The following is a 26,145-nucleotide window of genomic DNA, read 5'->3' as shown; positions in this document are numbered from 1 at the left end:
CGTTGCCTGTTCATACCTCAGCGTGCCCGGATCTCCACTGACTCAAGGAGGTCCCATGTCCATCACCACCCTGTTCGAAAGCGGTCTTTACGGCCGGTTGCGCCACCATGCCGGCAGCCACTGGCAGAACTACGTCGATCACCCGTTTCTGCAGCAGCTGGCCGCCGGCACCTTGCCTGAACGCGCTTTTCGCCGTTACCTGACCCAGGACTATCTGTTCCTGCTGCACTTCGCCCGCGCCTACGCGCTGCTGGTCAGCAAGCTGCGCACCCTGCCGGAGATGCGCGCCGCCACCGCCTCGCTCAACGGCATCGTCGCCGAGCTGCCGCTGCACGTGGCCTACTGCGCCGAATGGGGGTTGAGCGAAGCGCAGATCGCCGCCCAGCCGGAAGCGGCGGAGACCATGAACTACACCCGCTACGTGCTGGATATCGGCCATGCCGGCGACGCCCTCGATCTGTTGGCCGGTCTGCTGCCCTGCGTGGCCGGCTATGCCGAAATCGGCCTGCGGCTGCTGCACGATCCCGCCACCCAGATGGAGGGCAATCCTTACGCCTCCTGGATCCGCAACTACGGCGACGAGGGCTATCTGGCCGGCGTACGCGCCGCCATCGAACTGCTGGAAACCGTTGGTCAGCAGCGCGGCGCACAGGATCGCTTCACCGAGCTGGCGCAGATTTTCACCACCGCCACCCAGCTGGAGTCGGCATTTTGGCAGATGGGGCTGAACGCCTCATGACCTCCCCGCTTCTCCCGCCCGGTATCCAGGTGCGGGATCTCAGCCTGCGTTTCGGTCAGCACATCGTCTTCGACCGGCTGAGCTTCGACATCGCCGGCGGCAGCTTCGTCGCCCTGCTCGGCGCCAGCGGCGCCGGCAAAACCAGCCTGCTGAAGATCATCGCCGGCCTGGCGCAGGCCAGCTCTGGTTCGGTGACCGGCAGCGACGGCCTGCCGATCGCCGGGCGCATCGCCTACATGGGGCAAAAAGATCTGCTTTACCCGTGGCTGACCATCGAAGAGAACGTCGCCCTCGGTTCGCGACTGCGCGGCGAAACGCCGGACCGGGCGTGGGCGGCGCACCTGCTGGAGCGCGTGGGCCTGGCCGCGCATGGCCGCAGCCTGCCCGCCTCGCTGTCCGGCGGCATGCGCCAGCGCGCCGCCATCGCCCGCACGCTCTACGAACGCCAGCCGATCGTGCTGATGGACGAACCCTTTTCCGCGCTGGACGCCATTACCCGCGCCGAGATCCAGAGCCTGGCCGCCGAGCTGCTGGCGCAAAATACCGTGCTGTTGATCACCCACGATCCGATGGAAGCCTGCCGCCTGAGCCACCGGCTGCTGGTGCTGTCGCCCTGGCCGCTGGGCCTCGACGATACTCACCGCATCAGCGGGCTACCGCCGCGCGCGCCGGATGACGCCGACCTGCTGAAAAGCCAGGCCGAGCTGCTGCAGCAGCTGGTGAGGGCCGCGCAATGAATAGTGCCCAAGAGCGTGGACTCACCCGCCTGCGGCGCGGGCTGACGGTATTCGTCGGCCTGCTGCTGCTGTGGTGGCTGGCGGCGCAAAGCGGCATCCCGGCCTTTCTGCTGCCCACGCCGGGCGCAGTGGCGCAGGCGCTGTGGGACGGGCGCGGCTATCTCGCCTGGCACACGCTGGTCACCGCTTCGGAAATCGTCAGCGGGCTGGTTCTGGGCGTGTTGCTCGGCGCGGCGCTGGCGCTGTGCATGATTTTCTCGCCGCGCCTGCAGCGCTGGCTGATGCCGCTGGTGCTCACCAGCCAGGCGATACCGGTGTTCGCCCTGGCCCCGCTGCTGGTGCTGTGGTTCGGCTTCGGCATGAGCGCCAAGGTGGCGATGGCGGTGCTGGTGATCTTCTTCCCGGTGGTGTCGGCCTTTTTCGACGGGCTGCGCCGGGTCAACAACGACTATCTCGATCTGGCGCGCACGATGCGCGCTTCGCGCTGGGCGCAGCTGCGGCACGTGCGGCTGATGGCGGCGCTGCCGGCCTTCGGCTCCGGCCTGCGCATGGCCGCCGCCGTCGCGCCGATCGGCGCCATTATCGGCGAATGGGTCGGCTCGGCCGAAGGGCTGGGCTATGTGATGCTGAACGCCAATGCGCGCATGCAGACCGACGTCTGCTTCGCCGCACTGTTTATTTTGGTGCTGATGACCGTGCTGCTGTGGGCCGCGGTGGATGCGCTGCTGCGGCGCCTGATCGCCTGGGCGCCGGAAAACGACTGATGATTGCAACCATAACCAGGGATAAAGGAACGACCATGATCAAACAAACCGTCTGCGGGCTGTTGCTCGGCGCCGCCATCACCGGCCAGGCCGGCGCGGCCGACAAGCTGACGCTGGTGCTCGACTGGTACATCAACCCCGATCACGCGCCGATTATGGTGGCCGAGCAGATCGGCGCCTTCAAGGCCGCAGGGCTGGACGTCAAGATCGTGCCGCCGTCCGATCCGGCGCTGCCGCCGCGGCTGGTGGCCGCCAAACAGGCCGACCTCGCCATCACCTATCAGCCGCAGCTGCATTTCTTCGCCGATCAGGGCCTGCCGCTGATGCGCGTCGGCACGCTGATCAACACGCCGCTGAACACGGTGATCGCGCTGGATAAAAACATCACCTCGCCGGCGGATCTCAAAGGCAAAACGGTGGGTTACTCGGTCAGCGGCATCGAACAGGCGACGCTGGCCACCATGGTCGAACACGAGCATCTCAAACCGCAGGATATCAAGCTCATCAACGTCAACTTCCAACTGACCAGCGCCCTGCTGGCGGGCCAGGTCGATGCGGTGATCGGCGGCTACCGCAATATCGAAGCGCTGGAGCTGAAGCTGCAGGGCAAAAAGCCTGTGGTGTTCAACGTCGAAGACTACGGCGTGCCGGCCTACGACGAGTTGATCATCGTCGCCAACCGCGATGCGGTGAACGAGCCGAAAATTCGCAAATTCCTCGTCGCGCTGAAGCAAGGCAGCGACTACCTGCACGCGCACCCGCAGGACACCTGGTTGGCGTTCGCCAAGGCGCACCCGGAGCTGAATACCGAGCTGAACAAACAGGCGTGGCAAGCCAGCCTGCCGCTGTTCGCCCGCGATCCGGCCAAGTTGGATCGGGCCCGCTACCAGGCTTACGAACAGTTCCTGTTCGACAATAAGCTGATCAAGAAAATCACCCCGGTAGACCAGTACGCGGTGGAGCTGAACTGATCACGCCGAGGCGGCGCCACCGTCACCTCGCCCTGGCCGCTGCGCTGCAGGGCCGCCTTCACCAGCCCATTGGCCTTGCAGCGTTCGATAAACGCGTTCACATAGGCGGCGCCCTGCGTGTTTTGCCGCGGCACCGCCATCGCCTGGCGGATGGCGGTAAAATGTCCGTCCAGCACTCGGTAGCCGGGATGGGCGGCCGCGGCGGCCAACAGCGGTTGACGCACGCCGGCCGCCGCCTCCAGCCCCCGTTCGAAAAACAGCGCGATCGCCTCGGCGGAGGTTGCCGCCCGCACTAATTGCGCCTGCTGCAGAGTGCGCGATAAAAACAGATCGTACGCCGCCCCCTGCCCGACCGCGATGCGCACCTCCGGCCGGTCGAGCTGCGCCACCTCAGAGTAAGGCGCGTCGTTCGCCACCAGGTAAGTCCCCTCGATGATCACGTAGGGTTCGCTGAAGGCGATCTGCGCCGCGCGCACCGGCTCGATGGCCATAAACGCCAGGTTCCAGGCGCCGCTGTCCAGATCGGCGAACACCTTGCCGGCCGCGTCATAATTGACCAGCTCCAGCGCCACGCCCAGTTCGCGAGCCAGCGCGGCGGCCAGCTCCACCGAAGCGCCTTGCGGTTTGCCATCAGCCCCGGCCTGCGCCAGCACCGGATTGCCGTAGTTGATCGCCGCGCGCAACACGCCTTGCGGGGCCAGATCGTCGAGTACCGCTGCGGGGATTGTCTGCATACTTCCTCCTGAATGGCTGATGGGCGCACCGTCGCGGCGCTCATTAAGCGTAGAGCGAAACCTCCGACCAGCAAGCTTTCGCCGCCGCGGCCGCCGTCGGTGTGATTAACGTCACACTATTGTCATAAAAATGTACAATAGCCGCCGCTCGTCGGCCGTAGCGGGAGATCGCGCGTTGTTCCGCCGCCGGCAATAGGCTATACCCTTCACTTTTCGCGCCGCGGCACGCTCGGCGGCGCAAACCAGGGCAGCAACGGTTTTATTTCAATCAGACAAGGTTTGGCGGATGGTTTTAGCAGTCGTTTCGTTTGTTCTCTTTTTGGCGTCGATTTTGATTTATCGCACCCGGGCCGCCGCCAACCGCTGGTGGTTCGCCATTCTGCTGACGCTGCTCGGCAGCTATCTGGTGCTGAACGTCATCCTGATCGCCAGCAACTACTTCACCGGCGACGGCATCACCGATGCGGTGATCTACACCGTCACCAGCAGCCTCAAAGGCGCGGGCATCAGCAAATACGTGCTGCCGTTTATCGGCCTGCTGGCGGCGTTGGGGCTTATCTTCGCGGTGCTGGCCCGCAGCCTGCTGCGCCGCAAGGCCAAAGGCAGCAGCGTGGCTTACAGCGTCGTCGCCGTACTGCTGGCGCTGTTTTCTGTCGGCACCACCCCGGCGTTTCAGGACATCTCGCTGCTGGTCAAGAGCCAGATCGTCGGCGATACCGCCGATTTCACCACCTACTACAAGGCGCCGAAAAAGACCGTGCAGGGCAAGCGGCCGAACCTGGTGTACATCTATGCCGAGAGCCTGGAGCGCACCTACTTCGATACCGAGCTGTTTCCCGGCCTGGCCGACGAGATGAACGCCCTGCGCACGGACAGCATCGATTTCAGCAATACCCAGCAATTGCCGGGCACCGGCTACACCATCGCCGGCATGGTCGCCTCGCAGTGCGGCATTCCGCTGTTCGCGCCCTTCGACGGCAACGCCTCCAGCGCGGTCTCCACCTTCTACCCGGAGAACGTCTGCCTGGGCGACGTGCTGAAGGCCGCCGGCTACAGCAACTATTTCTATCAGGGCGCCGAGCTGGCGTTCGCCGGTAAAGACACCTTCCTGAAATCCCACGGCTTCGACCACGTTTACGGCTTCAAAGAGCTGCGCGATCGGGTCGCCGATCCGAGCTACAAAAACGACTGGGGCTGGTACGACGACAGCGTGCTGGACGTGGTGTACGGCAAGTTCGTCGAGCTGTCCAAACAGCGCCAACCGTTCTCGCTGTTCACCCTGACCGTCGATACCCATCACCCGGACGGCTTTATCTCCGCCGGCTGCAGCAAGAAAAGCTACGCCTGGCAGAACAAGGAAAACCGCTCGCTGAGCGCGGTAGCCTGCAGCCAGCAACACATCGCCGCGCTGATCGACAAGATCAAACGCTCGCCCTATTTCAGCAATACCGTGATCGTGGTGTCCTCCGATCATCTGGCGATGAACAACACCGCCTACGATATCCTGACCAAACAGAAGCGCCGCAACCTGTTCTTCATCATCGACGGCACCCGGCCGCTGGCGGAACAGCGCAACGAGAAACGCAGCACGCTGGACAACGGCGCCACGGTGCTGGACGTGATGGGCGGCGACAACTACATCGGCCTTGGCCGCAGCAGCCTGTCGGCGCCGTCGCTGTCCACGGTGTTCCTGAATATCGAAGAGAAGATCAACGGCTGGAAACCGGCGGTGATCAATCAGTGGGGCCTGCCGAACCGCATCAGCGACTACAGCGTGGATACGCGCCAACGCAGCTTCAGCTTCTCCGGCGTCACCTACAAGGTGCCGTTCATCCTGCGGGTGGGCGACAACCGCATCGAACCGATGTTCAACGTCTACCTCTCCACCCCGCTGCGCAAGCAGCTGGCCGGGCTGGGGGCGGGGGAGAAATTCGTCTGGGTCGATAAATGCTACGAGATCGGCCGGGTCTGGGCGCCGCAGCTGGCGCTGAGCACCGACATCTGCGTGGCCTCGGGCACCCTGGCCTCGCCGCCGCAGATCGCGCAGGCCAGCGGCGAACGCTTCAACGGCAAGGTGAACTTCTCCGGCCCGGCGGCGGACAGCGTCGCCGATTATCAAAACGCCGTCGCCCGCCTGCAGGTGGACGACGCGGCGGTGAAATACCGGGCGGACGCCATCGAGTTCATGCTACCCGGCATGCCGGAACAGGTGAAAGCCATCACCGGCGTCTCCGCCGTCGAGGAATGGGGCCGCTGGTCCGACGCCAATCTGGCGCCGGCGGTCGACATCGATTACGTCGATCCGCTGCCGAAGCGCTTCGATCTGGTGCTGCGCGCCCGCGCCTACGGCAACAACGTCGGCGAACCGATTTCGGTACGCGTCGGCGACGAAGAGCGCTTCGTGTCGCTCGGTGAACAGGACAGCACCGTCACCCTGCGCTTCGACAACCCGCGCGGCGCGCAGAAGATCAGCATTACTCCGCCGGCGCCGACCGAGCCGAAAGAGAGCGCCAGCGGCGGCTTCACGCCGAAGAAGCTGGGCATCGGCCTGGTGTCGCTGAAGATCGAAGCGGCCGCTCCCGCCTCCTGATCCCCCGCCTTCACGGGCGCGGTATTTTCTTTGCCGCGCCCGTCATTTCGACCAAGCTTTTACGCCCTTCTTCGGCTAACCTGTGACGGTAAAACGCCGCAACCCCGCCACAGAGCCGGGACATCCAAGGAGAAAGTATGAGCTATGCCCCACCTCGCAGCGGCCTCAGCGCCGATCAGGCACTCGATCAACTGGAAGCCCTGTATGACGCCGCGGTAGACGCGCTGCGGCAGGCGGTCAGTGACTTTATCAGCCACGGCACGCTGCCGGATGCGCAAGCGCGCGCCGCCGGGTTGTTCGTGTATCCCGAACTGCGCGTCAGCTGGGACGGGCAGCAATCCGGCCCGAGCAAAACCCGCGCCTTCGGCCGCTTTACCCATCCCGGCAGCTACAGCACCACCGTGACCCGGCCGCAGCTGTTCCGCCACTATCTGGCCGAACAGCTGGCGATGCTGGAACACGATTACGCCGCCCATATCGAAGTGGCGCCGTCGCAACAGGAAATCCCGTTCCCTTATGTCATCGACGGTTCCAGCCTGGCGCTCGATCGCTCAATGAGCGCCGGCATCGCGCAGCATTTCCCCACCACCGAGCTGGCGCAGATCGGTGACGAGACCGCCGACGGCCTGTACCACGCCACCGACAAGCATTTCCCGCTGTCGCATTTCGATGCGCTGCGCGCGGATTTCTCGCTGGCGCGTCTGCGGCACTACACCGGCACGCCGGTGGAACATTTTCAACCGTTTGTGCTGTTCACCAACTACACCCGCTATGTGGACGAGTTCGTGCGCTGGGCCTGCGCGCAGATCGCCGATCCGGCCAGCCCGTACATCGCGCTCTCCAGCGCCGGCGGTACCTACATCACGCCGGAAACCAGCGCGCCCGAACAGGCGGTGTCCGATCTGGCGTGGAAAAACCACCAGATGCCGGCCTATCACCTGATCTCGCGCACCGGCCAAGGGATCACGCTGATCAACATCGGCGTCGGCCCGTCCAACGCCAAAACCATTTGCGATCATCTGGCGGTGCTGCGCCCGAGCGCCTGGCTGATGATCGGCCACTGCGGCGGCCTGCGCGAAAGCCAGAAGATCGGCGATTACGTGCTGGCCCACGCCTATCTGCGCGACGATCACGTGCTGGATGCGGTGCTGCCGCCGGATATCCCGATCCCGAGCATCGCCGAGGTGCAGCGCGCCCTGTATGACGCCACCAAGATGGTCAGCGGCATGCCCGGTGAAGAGGTCAAACAGCGTTTGCGCACCGGCACCGTCGTCACCACCGACGATCGCAACTGGGAGCTGCGCTACTCCGCTTCGGCGCGGCGCTTCAACCTCAGCCGCGCGGTGGCGGTCGACATGGAGAGCGCCACCATCGCCGCTCAGGGTTATCGCTTCCGGGTGCCGTACGGCACGCTGCTGTGCGTCTCCGACAAACCGCTGCACGGCGAGATCAAACTGCCGGGCCAGGCCAACCGCTTCTACGAAGGGGCGATCTCCGAGCACCTGCAGATCGGCATCTGCGCCATCGATTTGTTGCGCGCCGAGGGCGATCGCCTGCACTCGCGCAAGCTGCGCACCTTCAACGAACCGCCGTTCCGCTAACGGTGCCAGGCCCGCTGCGGCGGGCCGTTTTTTCCTCAACGCACCAGCGCCAGCGCGCGCTTCTCCTGGCTGCGGCCGCCGGCGATCGACAGCAACAGGTCTTTCACCAGCAGCGCCGGGGCGGACAGCCCCTGTTGGCTGGACATGCACAGTGACAGCGGCACCGACATCGTCGGCGCATTGATGCGCGCCATCCAGGCCTTGGCCGGGCCGATCATCGCGCGCGCCACCGATTCCGGCAGCACGGTCGCCCCCAACCCGCTGGCGATCGCGGCGCTCAGCGCGCCCGAGGATTCGATCTCCCCCACCACGTTGGCAGCCAGCTTGCGCAGCGCCATCGCCTCCTCCAGTTGGTTGCGAACCGCATCGCCCTCGCGCGGCAGGAACAGGTTCAGCCGCGCCACGTCCAGCAGCTCGACGCTGTTGCCGGGATGCGGCACCGCGCGCGTCGCCACCAGATAAAGATCTTCCCGCATCAATGCGATGGCGTGCAGCCCGGCGGGCATTTTGGCGCCGTAGACCATCGCCATGTCCAGCGTCTGGTTAGCCACCTGCCCGGCCAACGCCGCGCCGCCGTTTTCATGCAGGCTGAGCAGGATGCCCGGCTGCTGATCGCGCAGGGTCTGCAACAGCGGCAGCGCCAACTGCGCCGCAGTGCTGCCCGACGCCAGCCCGAGAGACACCTGGCCGCTCATCGCCTGCCCGGCGCTGTTGACCGCGCTCTGCGCCTGTTCGCACTGGCGCAGAATGGTCTGCGCGTGGGCATACAGAATGTTGCCGGCCTCGGTCGGCTGCACCCCGCGCTTGGTGCGGATCAGCAGCTGCTGCTTCAGCTCCCCTTCCAGCGTCGCCAACTGCTGGCTGAGCGCCGGTTGGGCGATGTGCAACACCTCCGCCGCCTGGGTCAGGCTGCCGATATCGACGATTTTCACGAAGTACTTCAGACGTCTGAAATTCATAGTGCCTCCAGCGAGCCGCTAAATTGAGAATGCCGAAATCCGGTCATGCAATCACAGCAAGATCCAGGCCAGAGTCGGTAAACGGCCGTGGAAGCGGGGTACAAGGCGGTAAATGGCCGTTCGCCGGGCGGCGCGCGCCACCGCGCAGGGCAACCGTTGCACCATCGGCAGGCAACAGCGCCGATCAACGGGCAATTCGACTGCGCTGCGCGCGGGATAAGCGACAAAAGCGAGAAAAAGCAGCAGGTTGGGCAATCTTGCAGCAAACGAACGCATCGGGCGTTTTCACGCTTTACAAGCCGCAACCGCCCCGCTATTATTCGCCCCGTTCCAACGATTCCTCTGTAGTTCAGTCGGTAGAACGGCGGACTGTTAATCCGTATGTCACTGGTTCGAGTCCAGTCAGAGGAGCCAAATTTAGAGAAGCCCGCTCAGGGAAACCCGAGCGGGCTTTTTGCCTTTCAGCCGCCGTCAAAAGCTGCGTTTCGCCACCAGATAGGCGCCCGCCACCAGCAATAAGGCGCCGACCAGCGCCGGCAGATTCTCGCGCAGCGCCGCCGGGCCGGCGCGGTAGACGTCCGCCAACAGCCCCATGCACAGCTGGCTGGCGACCAGGATCGAGATGGTCGCCGCCGCCCCCAGCTTCTGGTAACCCAGAATGCCGGCGAACACGAACAGCGATCCCAACAGCCCCGGCAACAGCATCCACCACCTGGCGGCGCCGGTCACTTCCGCCACCGCGCCGAGGCCGTTTTTGGCCAGCAGCAACCCCACCAGCAACAACAAACCAACGCTGGAGTTGATCACCAGCGTAATGAGGATGGTCGAAACGCTTTCGGTAATGCGCACCATCAGCAGATTCTGCACCACCAACCCCATTCCCGCCGCGATCAGCAGTAACAGCATATTCATCGCCCTGTCTCCCGGGATCAGCGCGCGGGCGGCGTCGCCCGCTCGTCGAGCCTCAGCTGCAGGAACGTCAGATCCAGCCATTGGCCGAATTTGGCGCCCACTTGTTCCATGCGCCCCACGTCGCGAAACCCCAGCGCCAGGTGCAGCTTAATCGAGGCCTGATTGCCGGATTCGATGCCGGCCACCATCACGTGCTTGCCGATTTCCCGCGCCCGTGCGATCAGCGCCAGCAGCAACGCCTTGCCAATCCCTGCGCCGCGATGCGCCTGATGGACATACACCGAATGTTCCACGGTATGGCGATAGCCGTCCCAGGCGCGCCAGTCACCGAACGACGCGTAGCCGATCGCCTCGTCCGCGGCGTTCACCGCCACCAGCACCGGGTAGCCCGCCGCCTGCCGCTCGCCGATCCACGCCGCGCGGTTGGCCGCATCCACGGTTTGTTCATTCCAGATGGCGGTGCTGTTCAACACCGCGTCGTTATAGATAGCGGCAATCGCCGCGCTATCGTTGAGCGTCGCATTTCGTATAATCATGGTTTACCCCGGCCAATTGTCCACTATAATACTACGATATGAATATTAAATTAGACAATCTAAATCAGCTGATCGGCGCGCGCATTCGCATTGAACGCGAGGCGCGCCACTGGTCGCTGTCCGATTTGGCCGAACGGGCGGGCGTATCGCGGGCGATGGTGCATAAGATCGAACGCGGCGAGAGCAGCCCGACGGCGATGCTGTTGGGCAGACTGGCGGGGGCGTTCGGCCTCAGCATGTCCAAACTGATCGCCCGCGCGGAAACGCAGGAAGGCCGGCTGCTGCGCCGGGAAGATCAACCGGTGTGGGTCGATCCCGAGAGCGGCTACGTGCGGCGCCACGTGTCGCCGCGCACCGATCTGCCGCTCGATCTGGTGCGCATCGAACTGCCGGCCGGCGCGGCGATCCCGATGCCGGCGTCGGTGTACGCCTTCAAGCGTCAGCTGATCTGGGTTTTATCCGGCGAGCTGGTCTTTCTTGAGGGCGACGCGCGCCATGACATGGCCGAAGGAGACTGCCTGGAGCTCGGCCCACCGGCGGACTGCCGCTTTGAAAACCAAAGCGATGAGGCATGCGTGTATATGGTGGCGGTGCTGAGCGCCGCCTGACGGCTCGCCGGCGCTACCCCTGCGTCGGCTGGTTATAGCCGGCGTGGAAAAACTTCTCCGCCAACCGGCTGTCGCCGCCGGAGAAGAACTCGCTCATCGGCTCGCTGCCGAGGCCATAGGCGCGGCTGAGCTGCCCGGCCTCGAACGCCGCCCGGTTCTCGTCGCCGCAGCGCTGCGCCAAATGATGCGCATAACCGAGCACGAAACCGCGCTTGTAGTCGGAGCAAAAGCGCGACAGCTCCGCCTCCGGCTTCAGGTTCTCCACCTTTAACCCCGCCAACAACCCTTTGCCAAAATGATCTCCCACGGGTTCCTCCTCACCGCACAATCGCTATATAAAAAAATATACAGTGAATGAGCGAACGAGAACATACTCCCTAAGTTTTACTCGCCGCATAAAAAAGGCCCGCCAAGCGGGCCTCAGACTGTTGACAAAGAGGGAAAAAGCGTGGTTTTTCCCCCTTTGTGGTGATCAGTCGAAAATCAATAAATTGATTTTCCTTGTTTTTTTATTCTGTGCTATCTGCCAAACCAGCAAAGGTATGAGGTTTGTCATCAATCTCAGGCCCGCCAAGCGGGCCTGCGAGAAAGCGGGCAATCACAGCGTGAAATTCAGCCCTTCGCTGACGGTCTTGCCGAGCGGCAGACGGCCCGACGGCGCTTCTTTCTCCTGCAGGAAATCCGGCAGGCGGGCTTTGTCGCCCGGCTTGCCGATCGCCACCATGGCGTGCACCGCATAGTCGTCCGGCAGTTGCAACGCCGCTTTGATCTTATCGTGGTGAATGCCGCTCATGCAGTGGGTCAGCCAGCCTTTCAGGTGCGCCTGATGCGCCAGGTTAGCCCAGGCCGCGCCGGTGTCGAATGCGTGGGTCGGGTTGTCCACCAGACGCTCGCCGTTCAGGCTGGTGGTTTTGGAGACGATCACCACCAGCGCCGAGGCGTGTTGCGCCCAGCCGCGGTTGAAGTCGATCAGGAACTCCAGGTAGTTCTCCCAGCTGTCGGAGCCGTGCTTGCTGTAGGCAAAGCGCCACGGCTGAATGTTGTAAGCCGAAGGCGACCAGCGCGCCGCTTCAAAGAAGCTCAGCAGCGTTTGATCGTCGATGGCGTCGTTGGTCATCGCGCGCGGCGACCAACGCTCGATAAATTGCGCGTCAATCGGGTAATCGGAGATTCTTGGCTGGCTCATGATAGGTTCTCGCAGTGAAGTAAAAACAAAAGTTCGCTGATATTCCCACAGCTTAGGACGGTAAAACTTTTATTTCGTGCCATTGTCCTGCGGCAATTCCTGCCGCAGCCAGGCCAAAAACGCCCTGACCGGCGGATGCCGCTCGCGCCCCGGCGCGCACAGCACGCTGTATGCGGCGCCCGGTACGCGCACCTCCGGCCGGTACGCCACCAGCAGACCGTTGTCCACCATCTCGGACACCATCACCGAGCTGGCGAGCACCCATCCCTGCCCGGCCACCGCCGCCTGCAGGGCGTAATGCTCCTCGTGATAGCTGCGCATCGCCGCATGGCGCTGCCACCAGTCCACGCCGGCGGCCCGGCACCAGTCATGCCAGCCGCTGTCGTACAGCGCCGAATCCCCCCACTTGACGGTGATCAGCACCGGGTTTTCCGGCGGAGCGGCGGCCAGCCCCGGCGCGGCGTAGACGCCAAAGCTTTCCTCCAGCCGCGCCGCCTGATGCAGCGCGGGATAGTGCGCGCGGCTGTAGCGCACCGCCACATCCACGCTGGCGTCCTGCTGCAGGTCGATCACCTCGGCGCAGGCCTCCAGGCGCACCAGATAGTGCGGATGCGCCTGGTAGAAACGCCCCAGGCGCGGCACCAGCCACAGCGCCGCGAACGAGTGCGTCACCGAGACGCACAGCGATCCGCTGCTGGGCTGCGGCCGCAGGCGCTCAAGCGTGGCGGCGACGTCCAGCAGCGCGCCGTGCACGCCGGCAAACAGCGTTTCGCCCTTCGCCGTCAGCCGCACGCCGCGCGGCACCCGCTCGAACAGCGCAAAACCCAGCTGCTGTTCCAGCGCCTTGATCTGGTGCGAAATCGCCGTCGGCGTCACCGCCAGCTCGGCCGCCGCCAGCTTGAAGCTGCGCAGGCGAGCGGCGGATTCAAAGGTGCGTAACGCGTTGACGGGCAGCGTAGCGAACATGGCGAAGCCTCTTGAGATGAGTTGAGCTCATCCTGGCAGAAAAACCGTCATTTGTCGCCTGCAGACGTTCGCTTCTAGATTAAGGCTGAGTTCACTTCACACCAAGGAGCATGACATGAATACAGCTCATCAATCCAAGCGCCTGGTGGTGCTGGTCGGCAGCCCGCGCCGCGACGGCAACAGCGCCACGCTGGCGCAGGCGATCATGGCGGGCGCCGCCGAAGCCGGCACGTCCGCCAGCCTGCATTTTCTCGACGATTACCTGAGCGGTTTCCTGAGCGATGAACGCCATACGCCGCCGCCGGCCGATCGCTACGCCGAGCTGTTCCTGGAGCACTTCCTGCCGGCCGACGGCGCGGTATTTTGCACGCCGATTTACTGGTACGGCATGTCGGCGCAAACCAAGGCCTTTTTCGATCGCTCGTTCAGCTTCTATTCCAACGCCTACCCTCAGGCGGAACAGGTGCACCAACGCATGAGCGGCAAACGCATCGGGCTGGCGGTGGCGTCGGAAGAAACTTATCCCGGCGCGGCGCTGGGCATCGTGCATCAGATCCAGGAGTTCAGCCGCTACACCCATTCCGCCTTCGTCGGGCTGGTGCACGGCGCCGGCAACCAGCGCGGCGAGATCGCCCGCGATCCGCGCAACCCGCTGCGGGCCGCCCGCGAGTTGGGGCGCGAGTTCTTCACCCGCCCCTACTCGGATTATCAGATGGACAGCCCGCGCAGCACGCAGGTTTGGACGGAATAGCCACGGCCTCAACCGCCACTGCCGATTTGCCAGATAAAGGTCGGCGTATGGCGGTTAATTTCCCAGTCACCGATATTGCGCGCCTTGTAGATCACCGGATTATGTGAAGAGAGCGTGCGCGCATTGCGCCAGTGGCGATCCAACGCCTTGCCGGTACGGGTATCTGAAGCGCCGAGCGCATTGAACAATTCACCGGCGGCGCGCTGCACCCACTCCCCGGCGATGACCTGCGCTCTGGCCGCGTCCAGCTCCGCCGTCACGTTAAGCGCCTGCAGCAGCGCTTCATCGCCGGATCGATGCGCCTCATAAGCCTGCTGCAGCGAGGAAGTCGCTTTTAGCACCGTCGCCTCGACCGCATAGGCCCAGGCGCTGATTTGCCCCACCACCTGCTGGATCTGCACGTCGTCCTTCACCCAACCGGCGTTGCCGTGGCTATAGATCCTTTTACGTTGCCTCACGCCCTCGCCGACGTCTCGCAGCACCGCGCGGCCGATCCCCGCCAGCGTCGCCAGCAACACATGCTGATAGAACGCAGTTTGGTAGCGGAAGCGCTCGGCAAAGTCATAGACGTGCGCCTGCTCGACCTGCGCATCAATAAAACGCGTGGTGCCGCTGCCGGTAGTGCGCTGGCCAAATCCGTCCCAGTCGTCGTCGCGCTCTACGCCCGGCTGGGCGACGTTAACCAAAGCGATCACCGGGCCGCCGCTGTCGCTGCGCTCGGCATACACGTCGATCCAATCGGCAAACAGACTGCCGGTGCTGTAAAATTTCTCGCCGTTGAGCGACCAGCCGTCGGCCTGCGGCGTTACCCGGGTATTGACCTGCCCCAGCTTCACGCCGCCGATCTCGGTCCAACCGCTGCCAACCAGCTCGCCGTCGAGAAAGCGTTCGAACCAGCGATTGCGCTCCGGGCCGTCCGGCGCGTTCAGCCGATCTTCCACGAAGGCGAAATGCGCCCGCAGCGCCTGCGGCAGGTTAGAGTCCGCCTCCGCCAGTTCGGCCAGCAGTTCGAACAGCTGCGGCAACGAAGCGCCGTCGCCGCCCTTTTCACGCGGGATGCGCACCCTGCCGAACCCCGCCTCTTTCAGCCAACGGATCGGTTCATGCGGCAGCGTGCGCGACAGCTCGCGCTCCACCGCCCCGGCGGCGATTTCGGCGAAGATCGGCCGAAAACGCGCGGCCAGCTGTGCGTAGTCTGCTCCGGTGGATAACAGGTGTTGCGTCATGTCAGTGTCCTCTGTGGTTAAGCGCGATCGGCCAGATCGTCGATATCGCGCGCCGTCGGTTCAAAGCGAATGATCAGCAGGAAGACGATGGGGATCGCCGCCGCCAGTGAAACAATCCAAAACATGTCGGTGCCGAAGCGCGCCTGCAAAATCGGCAGAATAAACAGCGCCAGCGCGCTGCCGATACCGGACAGCGAACGGCCGAAACCGACGCCGGTGGCGCGGATCGCCGTCGGGTAAGAGAGCGCCGGGTAAATCATCATCTGCGCGCCGGGGCCGAAGCCTTCGGCGAACAGCCATAGGCCCAACATCAGGATCGCCAGCCCAACGCCGAACGCCGCCTGCGGATGCCCGATCAACGCCAGGGCAATCAGCGCGATAAACTGCAGCGCAAATCCGGCGATCGCCACGTGGCGCGACGGATACTTCCATGCCAGACGCATGCCGAGCAGGCCACCGGTAAAGGCGAACAGCACGTTCAGCCCGAGCGAGGCGGAGAGGGTTTCAAACACCCCGGCACCGAGAAACTGCGCCAGAATCGACGGCAGAAAGAAGGCGATGGCGGTGTATTCAAAGGAAATGCAAACGTTCATCACGCTGGCGACCAGAGTGCGCTCGCGGTACGGCTTGCGGAACAGCACGCGGAAGCTGACCTTCGGCGGCGCCGCCGGTTGGGCGGCGTCAGGTTCCGCCTCATGGGCGGCAATGCCGTATGACTCGCGCAGGATGCGCGCCGCCTCTTTCAAATCGCCCTGGTTAGCGGCCCACAGCGGCGACTCGTTCATAAACTTGCTGCGCACCATGATGATCAGCAGCGCCGGCACCGCGCCGAAAATCAACGAGGCGCGCCACAGCCAGTTCGCATGTTCGGCCGGCAACAGAAAATAGAGCGCAAAGATGATCAGAAAACACATCGACGAAGCGGCGTACCACATCGGGCACCAGGCCGCCAGGCGCGACGCCTTGTTGGCCTTGCCGGAGAATTTGGAGAATTCGGCCAGATAGGCCATCGCCACCGGCAAATCGATGCCGACGCCGATACCCATCAAAAAGCGCGCGCCGATCAGCACCCAGACGTTGGGCGCCAGCCCGGCGGCGATGGCGGAAACCACAAAAAACAGCATATCGGCCATAAACACCTGATAGCGGCCGTACTTGTCGGTCAACCAGCCGCCGACCAGGTTGCCGAGAATGGTCCCGACCATGATCGAAGAAGTTACCACCCCGGTCAGCAGCGGGCTGAGGCTGAATTCACGCACCACGTCATCGATGCCGTAAGACAGCGTGGTCAGATCATAGGCATCGAGAAAAACACCGCCCAGCGCCAACAGCACGATCATGCGCGCATGGGTATTTTTCTCGCTGCGTTGGTTAATCAAACGCGCCACATCGCTGGCGGAGCCGATGGGCGCAGATAACGGCGGCGCGGTATCGATATTTAAGGTACTCATAGCTTCCTCGTTGTAATTGGCAGGTGACACCTCGTTTATAGGGTGAAAAAATTACGCCGACAAACAACAAATTATTCTATAAATATCATTAATATCAATAAATTAAACTCAGTTACAGCGTAACAGAAGCGCCGGATTAACACGCGTTAATCCGGCCTTTATCACGGCCATTTCGGGCGGGGATTATTCTGCCGAGACCGGCACCAGCACGCCTTTCACCAGCGGGTCGTCGGTGTTTTTCAGCCACGCCTGCAACCTGGGATCGGCAAACGCCCGCTGCAGCTTGCGAATATTTTCGTCCTGCAGATAGGGCGTGCCAATCACCAGCTGCGAAGCGAAGGTCTTCGGCGCCGGTGGGAACAAGATGCCCTTCTCACGCGGCACCTTGCCGGCGTCGAACTGCGACACATAGCCAATGGCCGCATCTACCGAATTCAGCGCGCGCGGCATGGTCAGCAAATCCAGCTCCTTGAAGTTAAAATGGCGTTTGTTCTCGCGAATGTCTTTCAGCCTGGCGGTACGCGCCTCGATCGCCGGATCCAGCCCGATCAGTCCAATGCGCTGCAGCAGCCACAACGCCTGCCCCTGATTGGCGCCGTCGTTGGGCACCACGATCTCCGCGCCGTCCGGCAACTCGGCGATCGACGTATAGCGGTCGGAATAGATGCCGAACGCCCACTGAAACACCGGCAGCGTCGGGGTCAGCTTAAAACCGTTGGCCTCCACCACCTGCTTTAGCCACCACTGGTGCTGGTAGATCGTGGCGGCGTACTGCCCCTGCGCCACCGCACGATCGGCCTGCACCGGGTCCTGCAGGCCAACCGCCTCCAGCCTGAGGCCGTAATCCGGCGCGATATGCTCGCCGACGTACTCGATCACCCGCTGCTCTCCGGCCATCGCCGGCTCAAAGTGCACTTTCAGCGTGCTGCCGAACTGCACCGTCTGCTGCTGGCGGGCGCTGAAGTGCCAAACCGCGGCGGCGATAATCGCCACCGCCGCGATACCCACCGGCCACGGCCAGCGTTTCTTCTTCACTATCTCAAAATCGTGATTAGGCATGATTAAAGGGTTTCCTGATGATGACGCAACGCGGCGACCAGGCGGTCACCAATAAACTGAATCAGTTGGATCGTGGCGATCAGCACCACAATGGTGGCGATCATGATGTGATTGTCGAAACGCTGGTAGCCGTACACCACCGCCAGATAGCCGATGCCGCCCGCGCCAATGGTGCCGGCGATGGCCGAATACTCGATCATCGAGATGACGTTCAGCGTGATGGCGGCGACAATCGCCGGCAGCGCCTCGCTGAGCTGCGCGCGGGTGACTATCTGCCAGATCGAACCGCCGGACACCAGCCCCACCGCCGTCACCTCCGGCGGCAGTTCGCGCAGCGCGTTCTCCACCAGCCGGCCGAAGAATGGAATGCCGGCGACGATCATCGGGATCACCGCCGCCGGAATGCCGATGGTGGTGCCGGTCAACCAGAAGGTGAACGGAATAATCGCCGCCATCAGCACCAGAAACGGCAGCGAACGGCCCATGTTCACCAACCAGCTCAGCGCGCGATTCAGCGCCGGGCGCGGAAACAAGCCGCGCGATGAGGTGTTGAACAACACCACGCCGACGGCGCCGCCAATCGCCACCACAAATAGCATCACGATGCCGACCATCAGCCAGGTTTCGCCGTAGGCCGGCAGCATCAACCGATGGATCTCGCGCCAGGGCGTGTCCTGGCTCATCACGCTGTCTGACAGATTTTTCATACCGCCTCCTTCAACGCCGCCGGCTGTTCCAGCACCTCGGCGAGAATGCCCAACCGCCGCAGCTCGTCCTGCAGTTCAGCCACCGAACGCGAACCGCCGCCAAAACGCACCGCAATCTCCAACCGCCCGGCCAGGCTGCCGCCCACCACTTCAACGTGGCCGCCCAACAGATCGATCTGCAGGTCGAGTTGGCGGCTGATGCGGCTGATCCAGTCGGTGGCCGCCGGCTGACGGGCGCAGTAGGTTACCTGCAGCCGCAACGCGGCGTCGGACGCCAGCGTCTTCAGCGGGAACAGCCGGCGGCCCAGCGAGGAATCGGGCGCTGCCAACAGTTCGCGCACCGGCCCTTGCTGCACAATCACGCCGTCGCGGATCTCGGCCACCGCGTCGGCGGCGTCGCGCACCGCATCCATCTCGTGGGTGATCAGGATGATCGACAGGCCATACCGATCGCGCAGCTGTTTAAGCAGGCTGAGAATGGCCCCGGTGGCGTCCGGATCCAGCCCGGAGGTGGCCTCATCCGCCAGCAGCACCGACGGATTCAGCGCCAGCGCGCGGGCGATGCCTACCCTTTGGCGCTGGCCGCCGGACAGCTGCGCCGGGTAAAACGCCGCCTTGTCCGCCAGCCCCACCGCCGCCAGCAGGCTCTTTACCCGCTTGTCGATATCGCGCGGCACCACGCCCAGATAGGTCAACGGCAGCGCCACATTCTGCCAGGCGGTTTTGCGCTGCAGCAGCGCGGAAGACTGGAACACCGTGCCTATCGCCCGCCGCTCCCTGCGCAGCGCCTCGCCCGCAAGCCGCGACAAGTCCTGGCCGTTCACTCGGATACTGCCGCTGCTCGGCCGCTCCAGCAGACTGATGCATTTCGCCAGCGTCGATTTGCCCGCCCCGCTGGGGCCGACTACGGCGGTAATCGATCCGGCCGGCACCCGCAGCGAAACGCCCTTCAGCACCTCAATCCGGCGCCCGTCCGGCGCGCGGTAAGCCTTGTGCAACTCCTCAATCTCTATCATCACATCCTCACTTGACGCTCAGTGCATCGGCCAAGGACGCGCCGGCCGGCCAGCGGTAGCCCACCGCCGGGTGCGGCTCCGCCAGGCGCGGCCCCTGATTGAACAATTTTTCTCGCAGAGTGCCCGCCGTGTAGTCGCGCTTGTACGCTCCGCGTTTTTGCAGCTCGGGGATCAGCAGTTCCACCACGTCGGTGAAGGTTTCATGGGTAACGGCGTAGGCCAGATTGAAACCGTCAACATCCGTTTCCTCCACCCACGCCTGCAGCTCGTCGGCCACGGTTTGCGGGCCACCCACCAACAGCGGGCCGAAACCGCCGATGCCGACCCATTCGGCGATGCCCTGTACTGTCCATTCACGGCTGGGATCGGCGCTGGAGAAAGTTTCCACCGCCGACTGAATGGCATTGGTGTGCAGATGCTTCAGCACCTGATCCGGCTGATACTGGCCGAAATCGATGCCGGTCCAGCCGGACACCAGCGCCAGCGCGCCTTCGTAGCTGGTATAGGATTTGTATTCCCGCCATTTTTCCTGCGCCTGTCGGTCAGTTTCACCGACGATCACCGTCTGCAGGTTGAAGATCAGGATGCTGCGGGGATCGCGCCCGGCCTCGGCGGCGCGGCGGCGGATATCGGCCACGGTTTTTTTCAGCAATGTTTTCGAAGGAGAAGCGACAAACACGCATTCGGCGTGTTCCGCGGCAAACTGCTTGCCGCGGCTGGAAGCGCCGGCCTGATACAGCACCGGCGTGCGCTGCGGCGAAGGCTCGCTCAGATGAATGCCCGGCACCTGGAAGAACTCGCCCTTGTGGTTGATCGGATGAATTTTCGCCGGATCGCTGAAGATGCGCCGCTGACGATCGCGCAAAATCGCGCCGTCTTCCCAACTGCCCTCCAGCAGCTTGTAAACCACCTGCAGGTATTCATCGGCGTAGTCGTAGCGCGCATCGTGATCGGTCTGCGCCCGGTGGCCAATATTGCGCGCGCCGCTCTCCAGGTAAGAGGTGACGATATTCCAACCGATGCGCCCCTTGGTCAGGTGATCAAGCGTCGACAATCTGCGGGCGAAAGGATAAGGGTGCTCGAATGACAGCGAGGCGGTCAGCCCGAAGCCGAGATGTTCGGTAACCAGCGCCATCGGCGTCACCAGCGCCAGCGGATCGTTAACCGGCACCTGCGTCGCCTGGCGGATCGCCGCGTCGCCGCTGCCGTTAAGCACGTCGTAAATCCCCAGCACGTCGGCGATAAACAATCCATCGAACTTGCCGCGTTCCAGCAGGCGCGCCAGATCGGTCCAATATTCGAGATCCTTATACTGCCAGGAACGGTCGCGCGGGTGCGCCCACAGCCCCGGCGACTGATGGCCGACGCAGTTCATATCAAAAGCGTTAAGACGAATTTCACGTTGCGATGACATAGCGAGCTCCACAATTATCTGCCGGCCACGGGCGGAGCCGGGCCGGATGGGGGGTCTTAGGGTGTTAAAAACGGGAATGGACGATCAGTTTGCAGCCGGACATCGCGCCAGCAGGTATTGCGCGACGCTTTGGGCGTGTTCCGCCACCTGCGGCAGCCCCATCAGTTCGCCGAAGCGCCCGCGCGCCGCCGGGCCGGCCACCAGCAGGCGCGGGTTGGCAAGGCCGTCGCCGCCGATCGCCTGGCTGTCGGCATTGACCCACAGCCCCAATCCCAGCGGATCGGCGCGCAGCGCCCCCTGCTCCGCCAGCGAACTGAGCAACGGGCTGGCGGCGATCAGGCCGGCATAAGCCGGCCCCGTAGCGATCAGCAACCGCTGCGCCTGCAGCGCCCGCTCTGCGCCCTGGCGCGGCAGAATCGTCAAGCGCACGCCCTGCGGCGCGGGTTCCGCCCGCCGCAGACGAGCGGCCAATACCTGCAGCGTGCCCGCTGCCTGTTGCTCCGTCAGCAGCGTGCTCACCTGCGGCGCAAGGCGATAGCGGTGCACGTCCCAATAGGCGCGCAGATGCCGCAGAAAGCGCTGCTGTTCGGTCGGCGTCAACGCTTGCCACAGGCGCTGGCCCTGGGCGCGCACCGCGTCCAACACCGCCTGCCACGGCACCCGTTGCCGAGCGGCGCGCGCCACCTCAAGGCGCACCTGCCGCACCCCGTCACGCAGTCCGGATGGCGGGGTAAACGACCACGTCGGGTACTCCCCTTCGGCATTGGCACGCGGCAGCAAGCCGTGACGAGAGAACGCGGTAATCGGCCCGCGATGGCCGATGCGGTGCAACGCCGCCACCGCATCGGCCATCGTCAGCCCGCTGCCGACGATCGCCAACGATTCATCGGGTTCAATCTCATCCAGCGCCCCCTCCGCCCAGGGATTGGCGATCAAACGCGCGTCGCGCGCCAGTTCCGGGGCGATCTGCCGCGGCAGCGCGGGCGGCGGATGGCTGGTCGCCAACACCACATAGTCGCCCCACAGCCGTTCGCCGCCGGCGGTGATGACGGACGCGCCCTGCGCCTGCGGCTGCAGGTGCTGCGCCCGATCGCGTAGGTGCCGCAAGCGGGCCTGGCCCGACTGCGCCGCCTGATGAAAACGTTCCTCGACGTAGCGGCCGAAGGCGCCGCGCTGCGGATAGGCTTTACCGTCGCGCCACAACGCCTGCGGATCGGCCGCCAGCCCGCCGCTCTCGCGGAACCAGCGGTCAAAATCCCCCGCCGGTTCATCCGCCAGCTGCATCCTATCGGCCGGGACGTTGATGCGGTGAGTCGGCTCGGTGGTCGAATACGCCACGCCATAGCCCGGCGCGGCGCGCGGTTCGATCACCGTGACATCCACCGCTCCGCGCGCCAGCTGGATCGCCAGCGCCGCGCCGGTGAAACCGCCGCCGATAACGATAATATGGGCACGCTTCGCCATCAGCCCTCCCGCTGCGCCGGGCCGGGACGACGATCGCCGCCGATGGTTTCGCCAAACGGGCCGGTATTGATCGTGCGAGCCGTCTGATGAGTCGACTGCGCCAGCGGCAGCAGCGGCATCACCAGCTCGGCGAAGCGGTGAGCCTCTTCCAGATGCGGATAGCCGGAAAGGATGAAGTTGTCGATGCCCAGCGCCTGATACTCGCGTATGCGCGCCGCCACCTGCTGCGGATTGCCCACCAATGCGGTGCCGGCGCCGCCGCGCACCAGGCCGACGCCGGCCCACAGGTTGGGGCCGATGCGCAGACTCTCGCGCGAGCCGCCGTGCAGTTCGCTCATGCGGCGCTGGCCGGTAGAGTCCATGCGCGCAAAGATCTGCTGCGCCGCCGCGATGGTGTCGTCATCCAGATGCGCGATCAGTCGCTCGGCCGCCGCCCAGGCTTCGTCTTCAGTTTCGCGCACAATAACGTGCAGGCGAATGCCATAGCTGAGTTTACGCCCCTGCCGCTCGGCGCGCTGGCGCACCGCCGCCAGCTTTTCCGCCACCTGAGCCAGCGGCTCGCCCCAGGTCAGGTAGGTGTCGATCTGCCCGGCGGCGATGTCGATCGCTTCCGACGATGAGCCGCCGAAATAGAGCGGCGGGCCGTTTTCCTGCACCGGCGGGAACAGCAATTCGGCGCCTTCGACGCGAATATGCTTACCGCTGAAATCCACCTTCTCCCCTTGCAACAGCCGTTGATACACCGTGAGAAATTCCTGTGTCACCTCATAGCGTTCGGCATGGCTGAGGAAGATGCCATCCCCTTTGTTTTCCACCGGATCGCCGCCGGTCACCACGTTGATCAGCAGGCGCCCGTCCGACAGCCGATCCAGCGTCGCGGCCATGCGCGCCGCCAGGCTCGGCGGCTGCAGGCCGGGGCGCACCGCCACCAGGTAGCGCAACCGGCGGGTGATCGGCGCCAGCGCCGCCGCCACCAGCCAGGAATCCTCGCAGCTTTTACCGGTTGGGATCAGCACGCCGTAATAGCCGAGGTTGTCGGCGGCCAGCGCCACCTGCTGCAAATAAGGCAGGTCCACCGGGCGCCCGCCCTGCGCCGTGCCCAGATAGCGACCGTCGCCGTGGGTCGGCAGAAACCAGAAAACGTTGATGCGATCTTTCACTGACTCAGTCATTTATGCCTTTCCTATATAACTATTTTCATTATTTATCGATAGAAAAACTTTGCTTGGTTATAAAAAGAAAAGCAGGATGCGTGCCACATTGCAGATTTAAAAAAAACAATGCATATCAATACATTGATGAGATATCGACGTCAAAACGCTGCTGCATTGGCAGCAGGCGGCGGCGGAAAGCTGTTGCCAATGCAGCACCGTGCGCCTTTTATCCTCTCGCGGCGGCTCATTGGCTGGGATAAGATTTTTTTCCCCATCGTCGTCAGACAGGAGACGCCCATGTACGATCCCCAACCGTTCGCCGCCGACAAACCGGTGCTGATCGATCCGGCGTCGCTCGCTCTGCAAAGCGTGCTCGATCGGCTGGCTCCCACCGACGCCACCGTGCTGATCGTCGGTGAAACCGGCACCGGCAAAGAAGTGGTGGCGCGCTATCTGCACCACCACAGCGCGCGCCGCCATCAACCTTTCCTGGCGGTCAACTGCGGCGCGCTGACGGAAAGCCTGGCGGAAGCCGAACTGTTCGGCCATGAGAAAGGCGCCTTCACCGGCGCCGTCGGCACTCATCAGGGCTGGTTCGAAGCGGCGGAAGGCGGCACCCTGCTTCTGGACGAGATCGGCGAACTGAACCTGTCGCTGCAGGTCAAGCTGCTGCGCGTGCTGCAGGAACGGGAGATCACCCGCGTCGGTTCGCGCAAACCGCTGAAGATCGATGTGCGGGTCATCGCCGCCACCCACGTCGATCTGGCCGGCGCGATTCGCCAACGGCGGTTCCGTGAAGATCTCTATTACCGCCTGAACGTGGCGGCGGTGGCTTTACCGCCCTTGCGCCAGCGGCCGGACGATATTCCAGTGCTGGCCAGACATTTTCTTGCGCTGTACGCCCGCCGTCTGGAACGGCCACTGCCGCGGTTGACGGCGGAAGCGCAGCAGACGCTGCTGGACTACCCTTGGCCCGGCAACGTGCGCGAGCTGGAGAACACGCTGCATAATGCGGTCTTGCTGAGCCAGGAGGGGGCGATCGCCCCGCAGCAACTGCAGCTCACCCATCGCCTGACGGATAACGACGGCGGCGGCGATGACGCCATCGATCGCTTTGTGCAGCAGCAGTTGCAAGGCGACAGCGCGCAGCTTTACCAACGGGTGCTGGATGCGCTGGTGCGCAACGCCTTCGAGCGCAGCGGCGGCAACCAGCTGCAAGCGGCGTCGTTGCTCGGCGTCAGCCGCAATACCCTGCGCACCCATTTGGCGCATCTTGGTTTGATCAAACCGCGCCGTCGCAGCGCCGGCGCACCCGCACATTCGCCGGCCATCGCCGCAGCGCCGCTGCCCGAACGCGAACTGCGCATCGGCTATCAAAAGTTCGGCAACCTCGGGGTGCTCAAGGCGCGGCAAAGCCTGGAACAGCTCTTCGCCACACAGCGCATCAGCGTGCTGTGGAGCGAGTTTCCCGCCGGGCCGCAGCTGCTGCACGCGCTCGACGGCGATGAGATAGACTTCGGCACCACCGGCGAAGTGCCGCCGATCTTCGCCCAGGCACAGGGCAATGCGCTGGTGTACGTCGGTTTTGAGCCGCCGGCGCCGCAGAGCGTGGCGATGGTGGTGCCGCAAGACAGCCCGATACACAGCGCCGCCGATCTGCGCGGCAAACGCATCGCGCTCAACAAAGGCTCCAACGTGCACTATTTATTGCTGCAGATGCTGGACGAACAGGGATTGACGTTGAACGATGTGCGTATCGTCTACGCGCCGCCGAAGTATCCGCTGTCGGCGACCGACCTGCAGGCGGTGGACGCCTGGATGATGTGGGATCCGCTGCTCAGCGACGCGCAGCGCAGCGGGGAACTGCGCGTGATCGCCGACGGCACCCAGCGAGTGCTCAATCAGCAATTCTATCTGGCGCGCCGCGACTTCGCCGAGCGCTCGGGCGATCTGTTGCAGCCGCTGATGCAAGCATTGCAGCACACCGGCCGCTACATTGCCGCGCAGCCGAGAGAAGCCGCTCGTCACCTTTCCGACGAACTGGGGCTGGCGAGCGCCTCGCTGGAACTCGCGCTGTCGCGCCGCAGCCACGAGATCCGCGCCATGGATTTGCAGGTGATCCGCCAGCAGCAAAGCATCGCCGACCGCTTCTACGCCCTCGGGCTGCTACCCAGAGCGATCGCCGTGCGCGAGGCGGTCTGGCCGCTGGGATCTTAGCCTGGCTTCGGGGGCGCAGTATCGGCCGCCCTTTCTCCTCTCGCACAAACTCATTCCGCCGTCAGAGCCGGGCGGTAATGCCAATGCCGCAAAGACATTTTTAGGTAAAATATACTGCCGATGTCAGTGCTAGGATTAATTCGCTATCATTTTATGTGCACTTTCAATTAACGTTACCCTGTTATTTTCGCATTCGCCGGTCGTCCGACCGGCTTTTTTATTTCCTTTCCTCGCCTGCCAAAAATATCTCTTTTTGGTAAAAAAAAGCGCAGCAGGCGGGGTTAAATAGCAACCGCATAGCCTTATTTACCGTGTAGAGGTCGTGCATCTCAGAGAGATTTCGATGTTTCATTGGCCGGCGTTAATCGCCGGCTTTTTTTATC

Annotated in this window: 24 protein-coding genes and 1 tRNA gene; 10 read left to right on the top strand and 15 right to left on the bottom strand. The window is 63.8% G+C overall.

What is annotated here, in order from left to right; genetic code table 11:
• The first annotated feature begins 55 nt into the window (after positions 1-55).
• The 4 genes from JL05_RS12995 to JL05_RS12980 are packed head-to-tail and all read left to right on the top strand — an operon-like array spanning position 56 to position 3,211.
• Positions 56-739, top strand: a complete 684-nt coding sequence (locus JL05_RS12995; protein ID WP_033632645.1) for a TenA family protein — start codon at positions 56-58, stop codon at positions 737-739.
• Positions 736-1,476: an ABC transporter ATP-binding protein gene (locus JL05_RS12990; RefSeq protein WP_033632644.1), complete on the top strand. Its 741-nt coding sequence runs from the start codon at positions 736-738 to the stop codon at positions 1,474-1,476. The genes JL05_RS12995 and JL05_RS12990 overlap by 4 nt, the downstream gene beginning before the upstream one ends.
• Complete coding sequence (locus JL05_RS12985; RefSeq protein WP_015378402.1) at positions 1,473-2,240, top strand: ABC transporter permease; 768 nt, start codon at positions 1,473-1,475, stop codon at positions 2,238-2,240. The genes JL05_RS12990 and JL05_RS12985 overlap by 4 nt, the downstream gene beginning before the upstream one ends.
• A gap of 35 nt (positions 2,241-2,275) precedes the next feature.
• On the top strand, positions 2,276-3,211 hold the full coding sequence (locus tag JL05_RS12980; protein ID WP_033632643.1) for an ABC transporter substrate-binding protein: 936 nt from the start codon (positions 2,276-2,278) through the stop codon (positions 3,209-3,211).
• On the opposite strand, the gene JL05_RS12975 is transcribed toward JL05_RS12980, so the two are convergent.
• Positions 3,133-3,945 (bottom strand): transporter substrate-binding domain-containing protein, encoded by an 813-nt coding sequence (locus JL05_RS12975; protein WP_238545848.1) that lies wholly within the window; start codon positions 3,943-3,945, stop codon positions 3,133-3,135. The genes JL05_RS12980 and JL05_RS12975 overlap by 79 nt on opposite strands.
• 286 nt (positions 3,946-4,231) lie before the next feature.
• Here JL05_RS12975 and opgB point away from each other — a divergent pair, with 286 nt between their 5' ends.
• Both opgB and JL05_RS12965 read left to right on the top strand, forming a co-directional pair.
• On the top strand, positions 4,232-6,535 hold the full coding sequence (opgB, locus tag JL05_RS12970) for a phosphatidylglycerol--membrane-oligosaccharide glycerophosphotransferase (RefSeq protein WP_033632642.1): 2,304 nt from the start codon (positions 4,232-4,234) through the stop codon (positions 6,533-6,535).
• A gap of 137 nt (positions 6,536-6,672) precedes the next feature.
• The gene (locus tag JL05_RS12965; RefSeq protein WP_033632641.1) at positions 6,673-8,136 is read left to right on the top strand and encodes an AMP nucleosidase; all 1,464 of its coding nucleotides are present in this window, start codon (positions 6,673-6,675) and stop codon (positions 8,134-8,136) included.
• 35 nt (positions 8,137-8,171) lie between these two features.
• Here JL05_RS12965 and nac read toward each other — a convergent pair whose 3' ends face one another.
• Entirely contained in the window at positions 8,172-9,095 is a 924-nt protein-coding gene (nac, locus tag JL05_RS12960; RefSeq protein WP_015378407.1) for a nitrogen assimilation transcriptional regulator NAC, read from the bottom strand.
• A 338-nt stretch (positions 9,096-9,433) separates the two neighbouring features.
• Between nac and JL05_RS12955 the strand changes: the two genes are divergently transcribed.
• Positions 9,434-9,509 (top strand) — tRNA-Asn (locus tag JL05_RS12955).
• 57 nt (positions 9,510-9,566) lie between these two features.
• On the opposite strand, the gene JL05_RS12950 is transcribed toward JL05_RS12955, so the two are convergent.
• Entirely contained in the window at positions 9,567-10,007 is a 441-nt protein-coding gene (locus JL05_RS12950) for a DMT family transporter (RefSeq protein WP_016927118.1), read from the bottom strand.
• Between the two features lie 17 nt (positions 10,008-10,024).
• The gene (locus tag JL05_RS12945) at positions 10,025-10,543 is read right to left on the bottom strand and encodes a GNAT family N-acetyltransferase (RefSeq protein ID WP_033632640.1); all 519 of its coding nucleotides are present in this window, start codon (positions 10,541-10,543) and stop codon (positions 10,025-10,027) included.
• 38 nt (positions 10,544-10,581) lie between these two features.
• Between JL05_RS12945 and JL05_RS12940 the strand changes: the two genes are divergently transcribed.
• Complete coding sequence (locus JL05_RS12940; protein WP_033632639.1) at positions 10,582-11,151, top strand: helix-turn-helix domain-containing protein; 570 nt, start codon at positions 10,582-10,584, stop codon at positions 11,149-11,151.
• Between the two features lie 13 nt (positions 11,152-11,164).
• On the opposite strand, the gene JL05_RS12935 is transcribed toward JL05_RS12940, so the two are convergent.
• The 3 genes from JL05_RS12935 to JL05_RS12925 all read right to left on the bottom strand — a co-directional run bounded on the left by JL05_RS12935 (position 11,165) and on the right by JL05_RS12925 (position 13,303).
• Positions 11,165-11,458: a DUF2623 family protein gene (locus JL05_RS12935; RefSeq protein WP_033632638.1), complete on the bottom strand. Its 294-nt coding sequence runs from the start codon at positions 11,456-11,458 to the stop codon at positions 11,165-11,167.
• A 291-nt stretch (positions 11,459-11,749) separates the two neighbouring features.
• Complete coding sequence (locus JL05_RS12930; protein ID WP_015378412.1) at positions 11,750-12,337, bottom strand: nitroreductase family protein; 588 nt, start codon at positions 12,335-12,337, stop codon at positions 11,750-11,752.
• 69 nt (positions 12,338-12,406) lie between these two features.
• Positions 12,407-13,303: a LysR substrate-binding domain-containing protein gene (locus tag JL05_RS12925; protein WP_033632637.1), complete on the bottom strand. Its 897-nt coding sequence runs from the start codon at positions 13,301-13,303 to the stop codon at positions 12,407-12,409.
• 115 nt (positions 13,304-13,418) lie between these two features.
• Here JL05_RS12925 and JL05_RS12920 point away from each other — a divergent pair, with 115 nt between their 5' ends.
• The gene (locus JL05_RS12920) at positions 13,419-14,054 is read left to right on the top strand and encodes a flavodoxin family protein (protein ID WP_033632636.1); all 636 of its coding nucleotides are present in this window, start codon (positions 13,419-13,421) and stop codon (positions 14,052-14,054) included.
• Positions 14,055-14,062: 8 nt separating this feature from the next.
• On the opposite strand, the gene JL05_RS12915 is transcribed toward JL05_RS12920, so the two are convergent.
• The 8 genes from JL05_RS12915 to ssuD form a co-directional block, all read right to left on the bottom strand.
• The gene (locus JL05_RS12915; RefSeq protein WP_033632635.1) at positions 14,063-15,280 is read right to left on the bottom strand and encodes an acyl-CoA dehydrogenase family protein; all 1,218 of its coding nucleotides are present in this window, start codon (positions 15,278-15,280) and stop codon (positions 14,063-14,065) included.
• A 17-nt stretch (positions 15,281-15,297) separates the two neighbouring features.
• Positions 15,298-16,731, bottom strand: coding sequence for an MFS transporter (locus JL05_RS12910; protein ID WP_033632634.1), 1,434 nt, complete (start codon positions 16,729-16,731; stop codon positions 15,298-15,300).
• A gap of 183 nt (positions 16,732-16,914) precedes the next feature.
• Entirely contained in the window at positions 16,915-17,790 is an 876-nt protein-coding gene (locus tag JL05_RS12905; protein WP_015378417.1) for a MetQ/NlpA family ABC transporter substrate-binding protein, read from the bottom strand.
• Between the two features lie 2 nt (positions 17,791-17,792).
• On the bottom strand, positions 17,793-18,497 hold the full coding sequence (locus tag JL05_RS12900) for a methionine ABC transporter permease (RefSeq protein ID WP_004940850.1): 705 nt from the start codon (positions 18,495-18,497) through the stop codon (positions 17,793-17,795).
• Entirely contained in the window at positions 18,494-19,513 is a 1,020-nt protein-coding gene (locus tag JL05_RS12895) for a methionine ABC transporter ATP-binding protein (protein WP_021505840.1), read from the bottom strand. Before JL05_RS12895 ends, JL05_RS12900 begins: the two co-directional genes overlap by 4 nt.
• Positions 19,514-19,520: 7 nt before the next feature.
• A complete protein-coding gene (locus JL05_RS12890; protein WP_004940847.1) occupies positions 19,521-20,927 on the bottom strand; it encodes an LLM class flavin-dependent oxidoreductase in 1,407 nt (468 codons plus the stop codon).
• Positions 20,928-21,011: 84 nt separating this feature from the next.
• Positions 21,012-22,391, bottom strand: coding sequence for an FAD/NAD(P)-binding protein (locus JL05_RS12885; RefSeq protein ID WP_033632633.1), 1,380 nt, complete (start codon positions 22,389-22,391; stop codon positions 21,012-21,014).
• On the bottom strand, positions 22,391-23,563 hold the full coding sequence (ssuD, locus tag JL05_RS12880; protein WP_033632632.1) for an FMNH2-dependent alkanesulfonate monooxygenase: 1,173 nt from the start codon (positions 23,561-23,563) through the stop codon (positions 22,391-22,393). Before ssuD ends, JL05_RS12885 begins: the two co-directional genes overlap by 1 nt.
• A 279-nt stretch (positions 23,564-23,842) precedes the next feature.
• Here ssuD and JL05_RS12875 point away from each other — a divergent pair, with 279 nt between their 5' ends.
• The gene (locus tag JL05_RS12875; protein ID WP_033632631.1) at positions 23,843-25,762 is read left to right on the top strand and encodes a sigma-54-dependent Fis family transcriptional regulator; all 1,920 of its coding nucleotides are present in this window, start codon (positions 23,843-23,845) and stop codon (positions 25,760-25,762) included.
• Positions 25,763-26,145 lie beyond the last annotated feature (383 nt).

This window comes from Serratia nematodiphila DZ0503SBS1 (assembly GCF_000738675.1).
Lineage (GTDB): Bacteria > Pseudomonadota > Gammaproteobacteria > Enterobacterales > Enterobacteriaceae > Serratia > Serratia nematodiphila.
The sequence above is the reverse complement of the archived record's forward strand: the minus strand, read 5'-3'. Positions and strand labels throughout refer to the sequence as shown.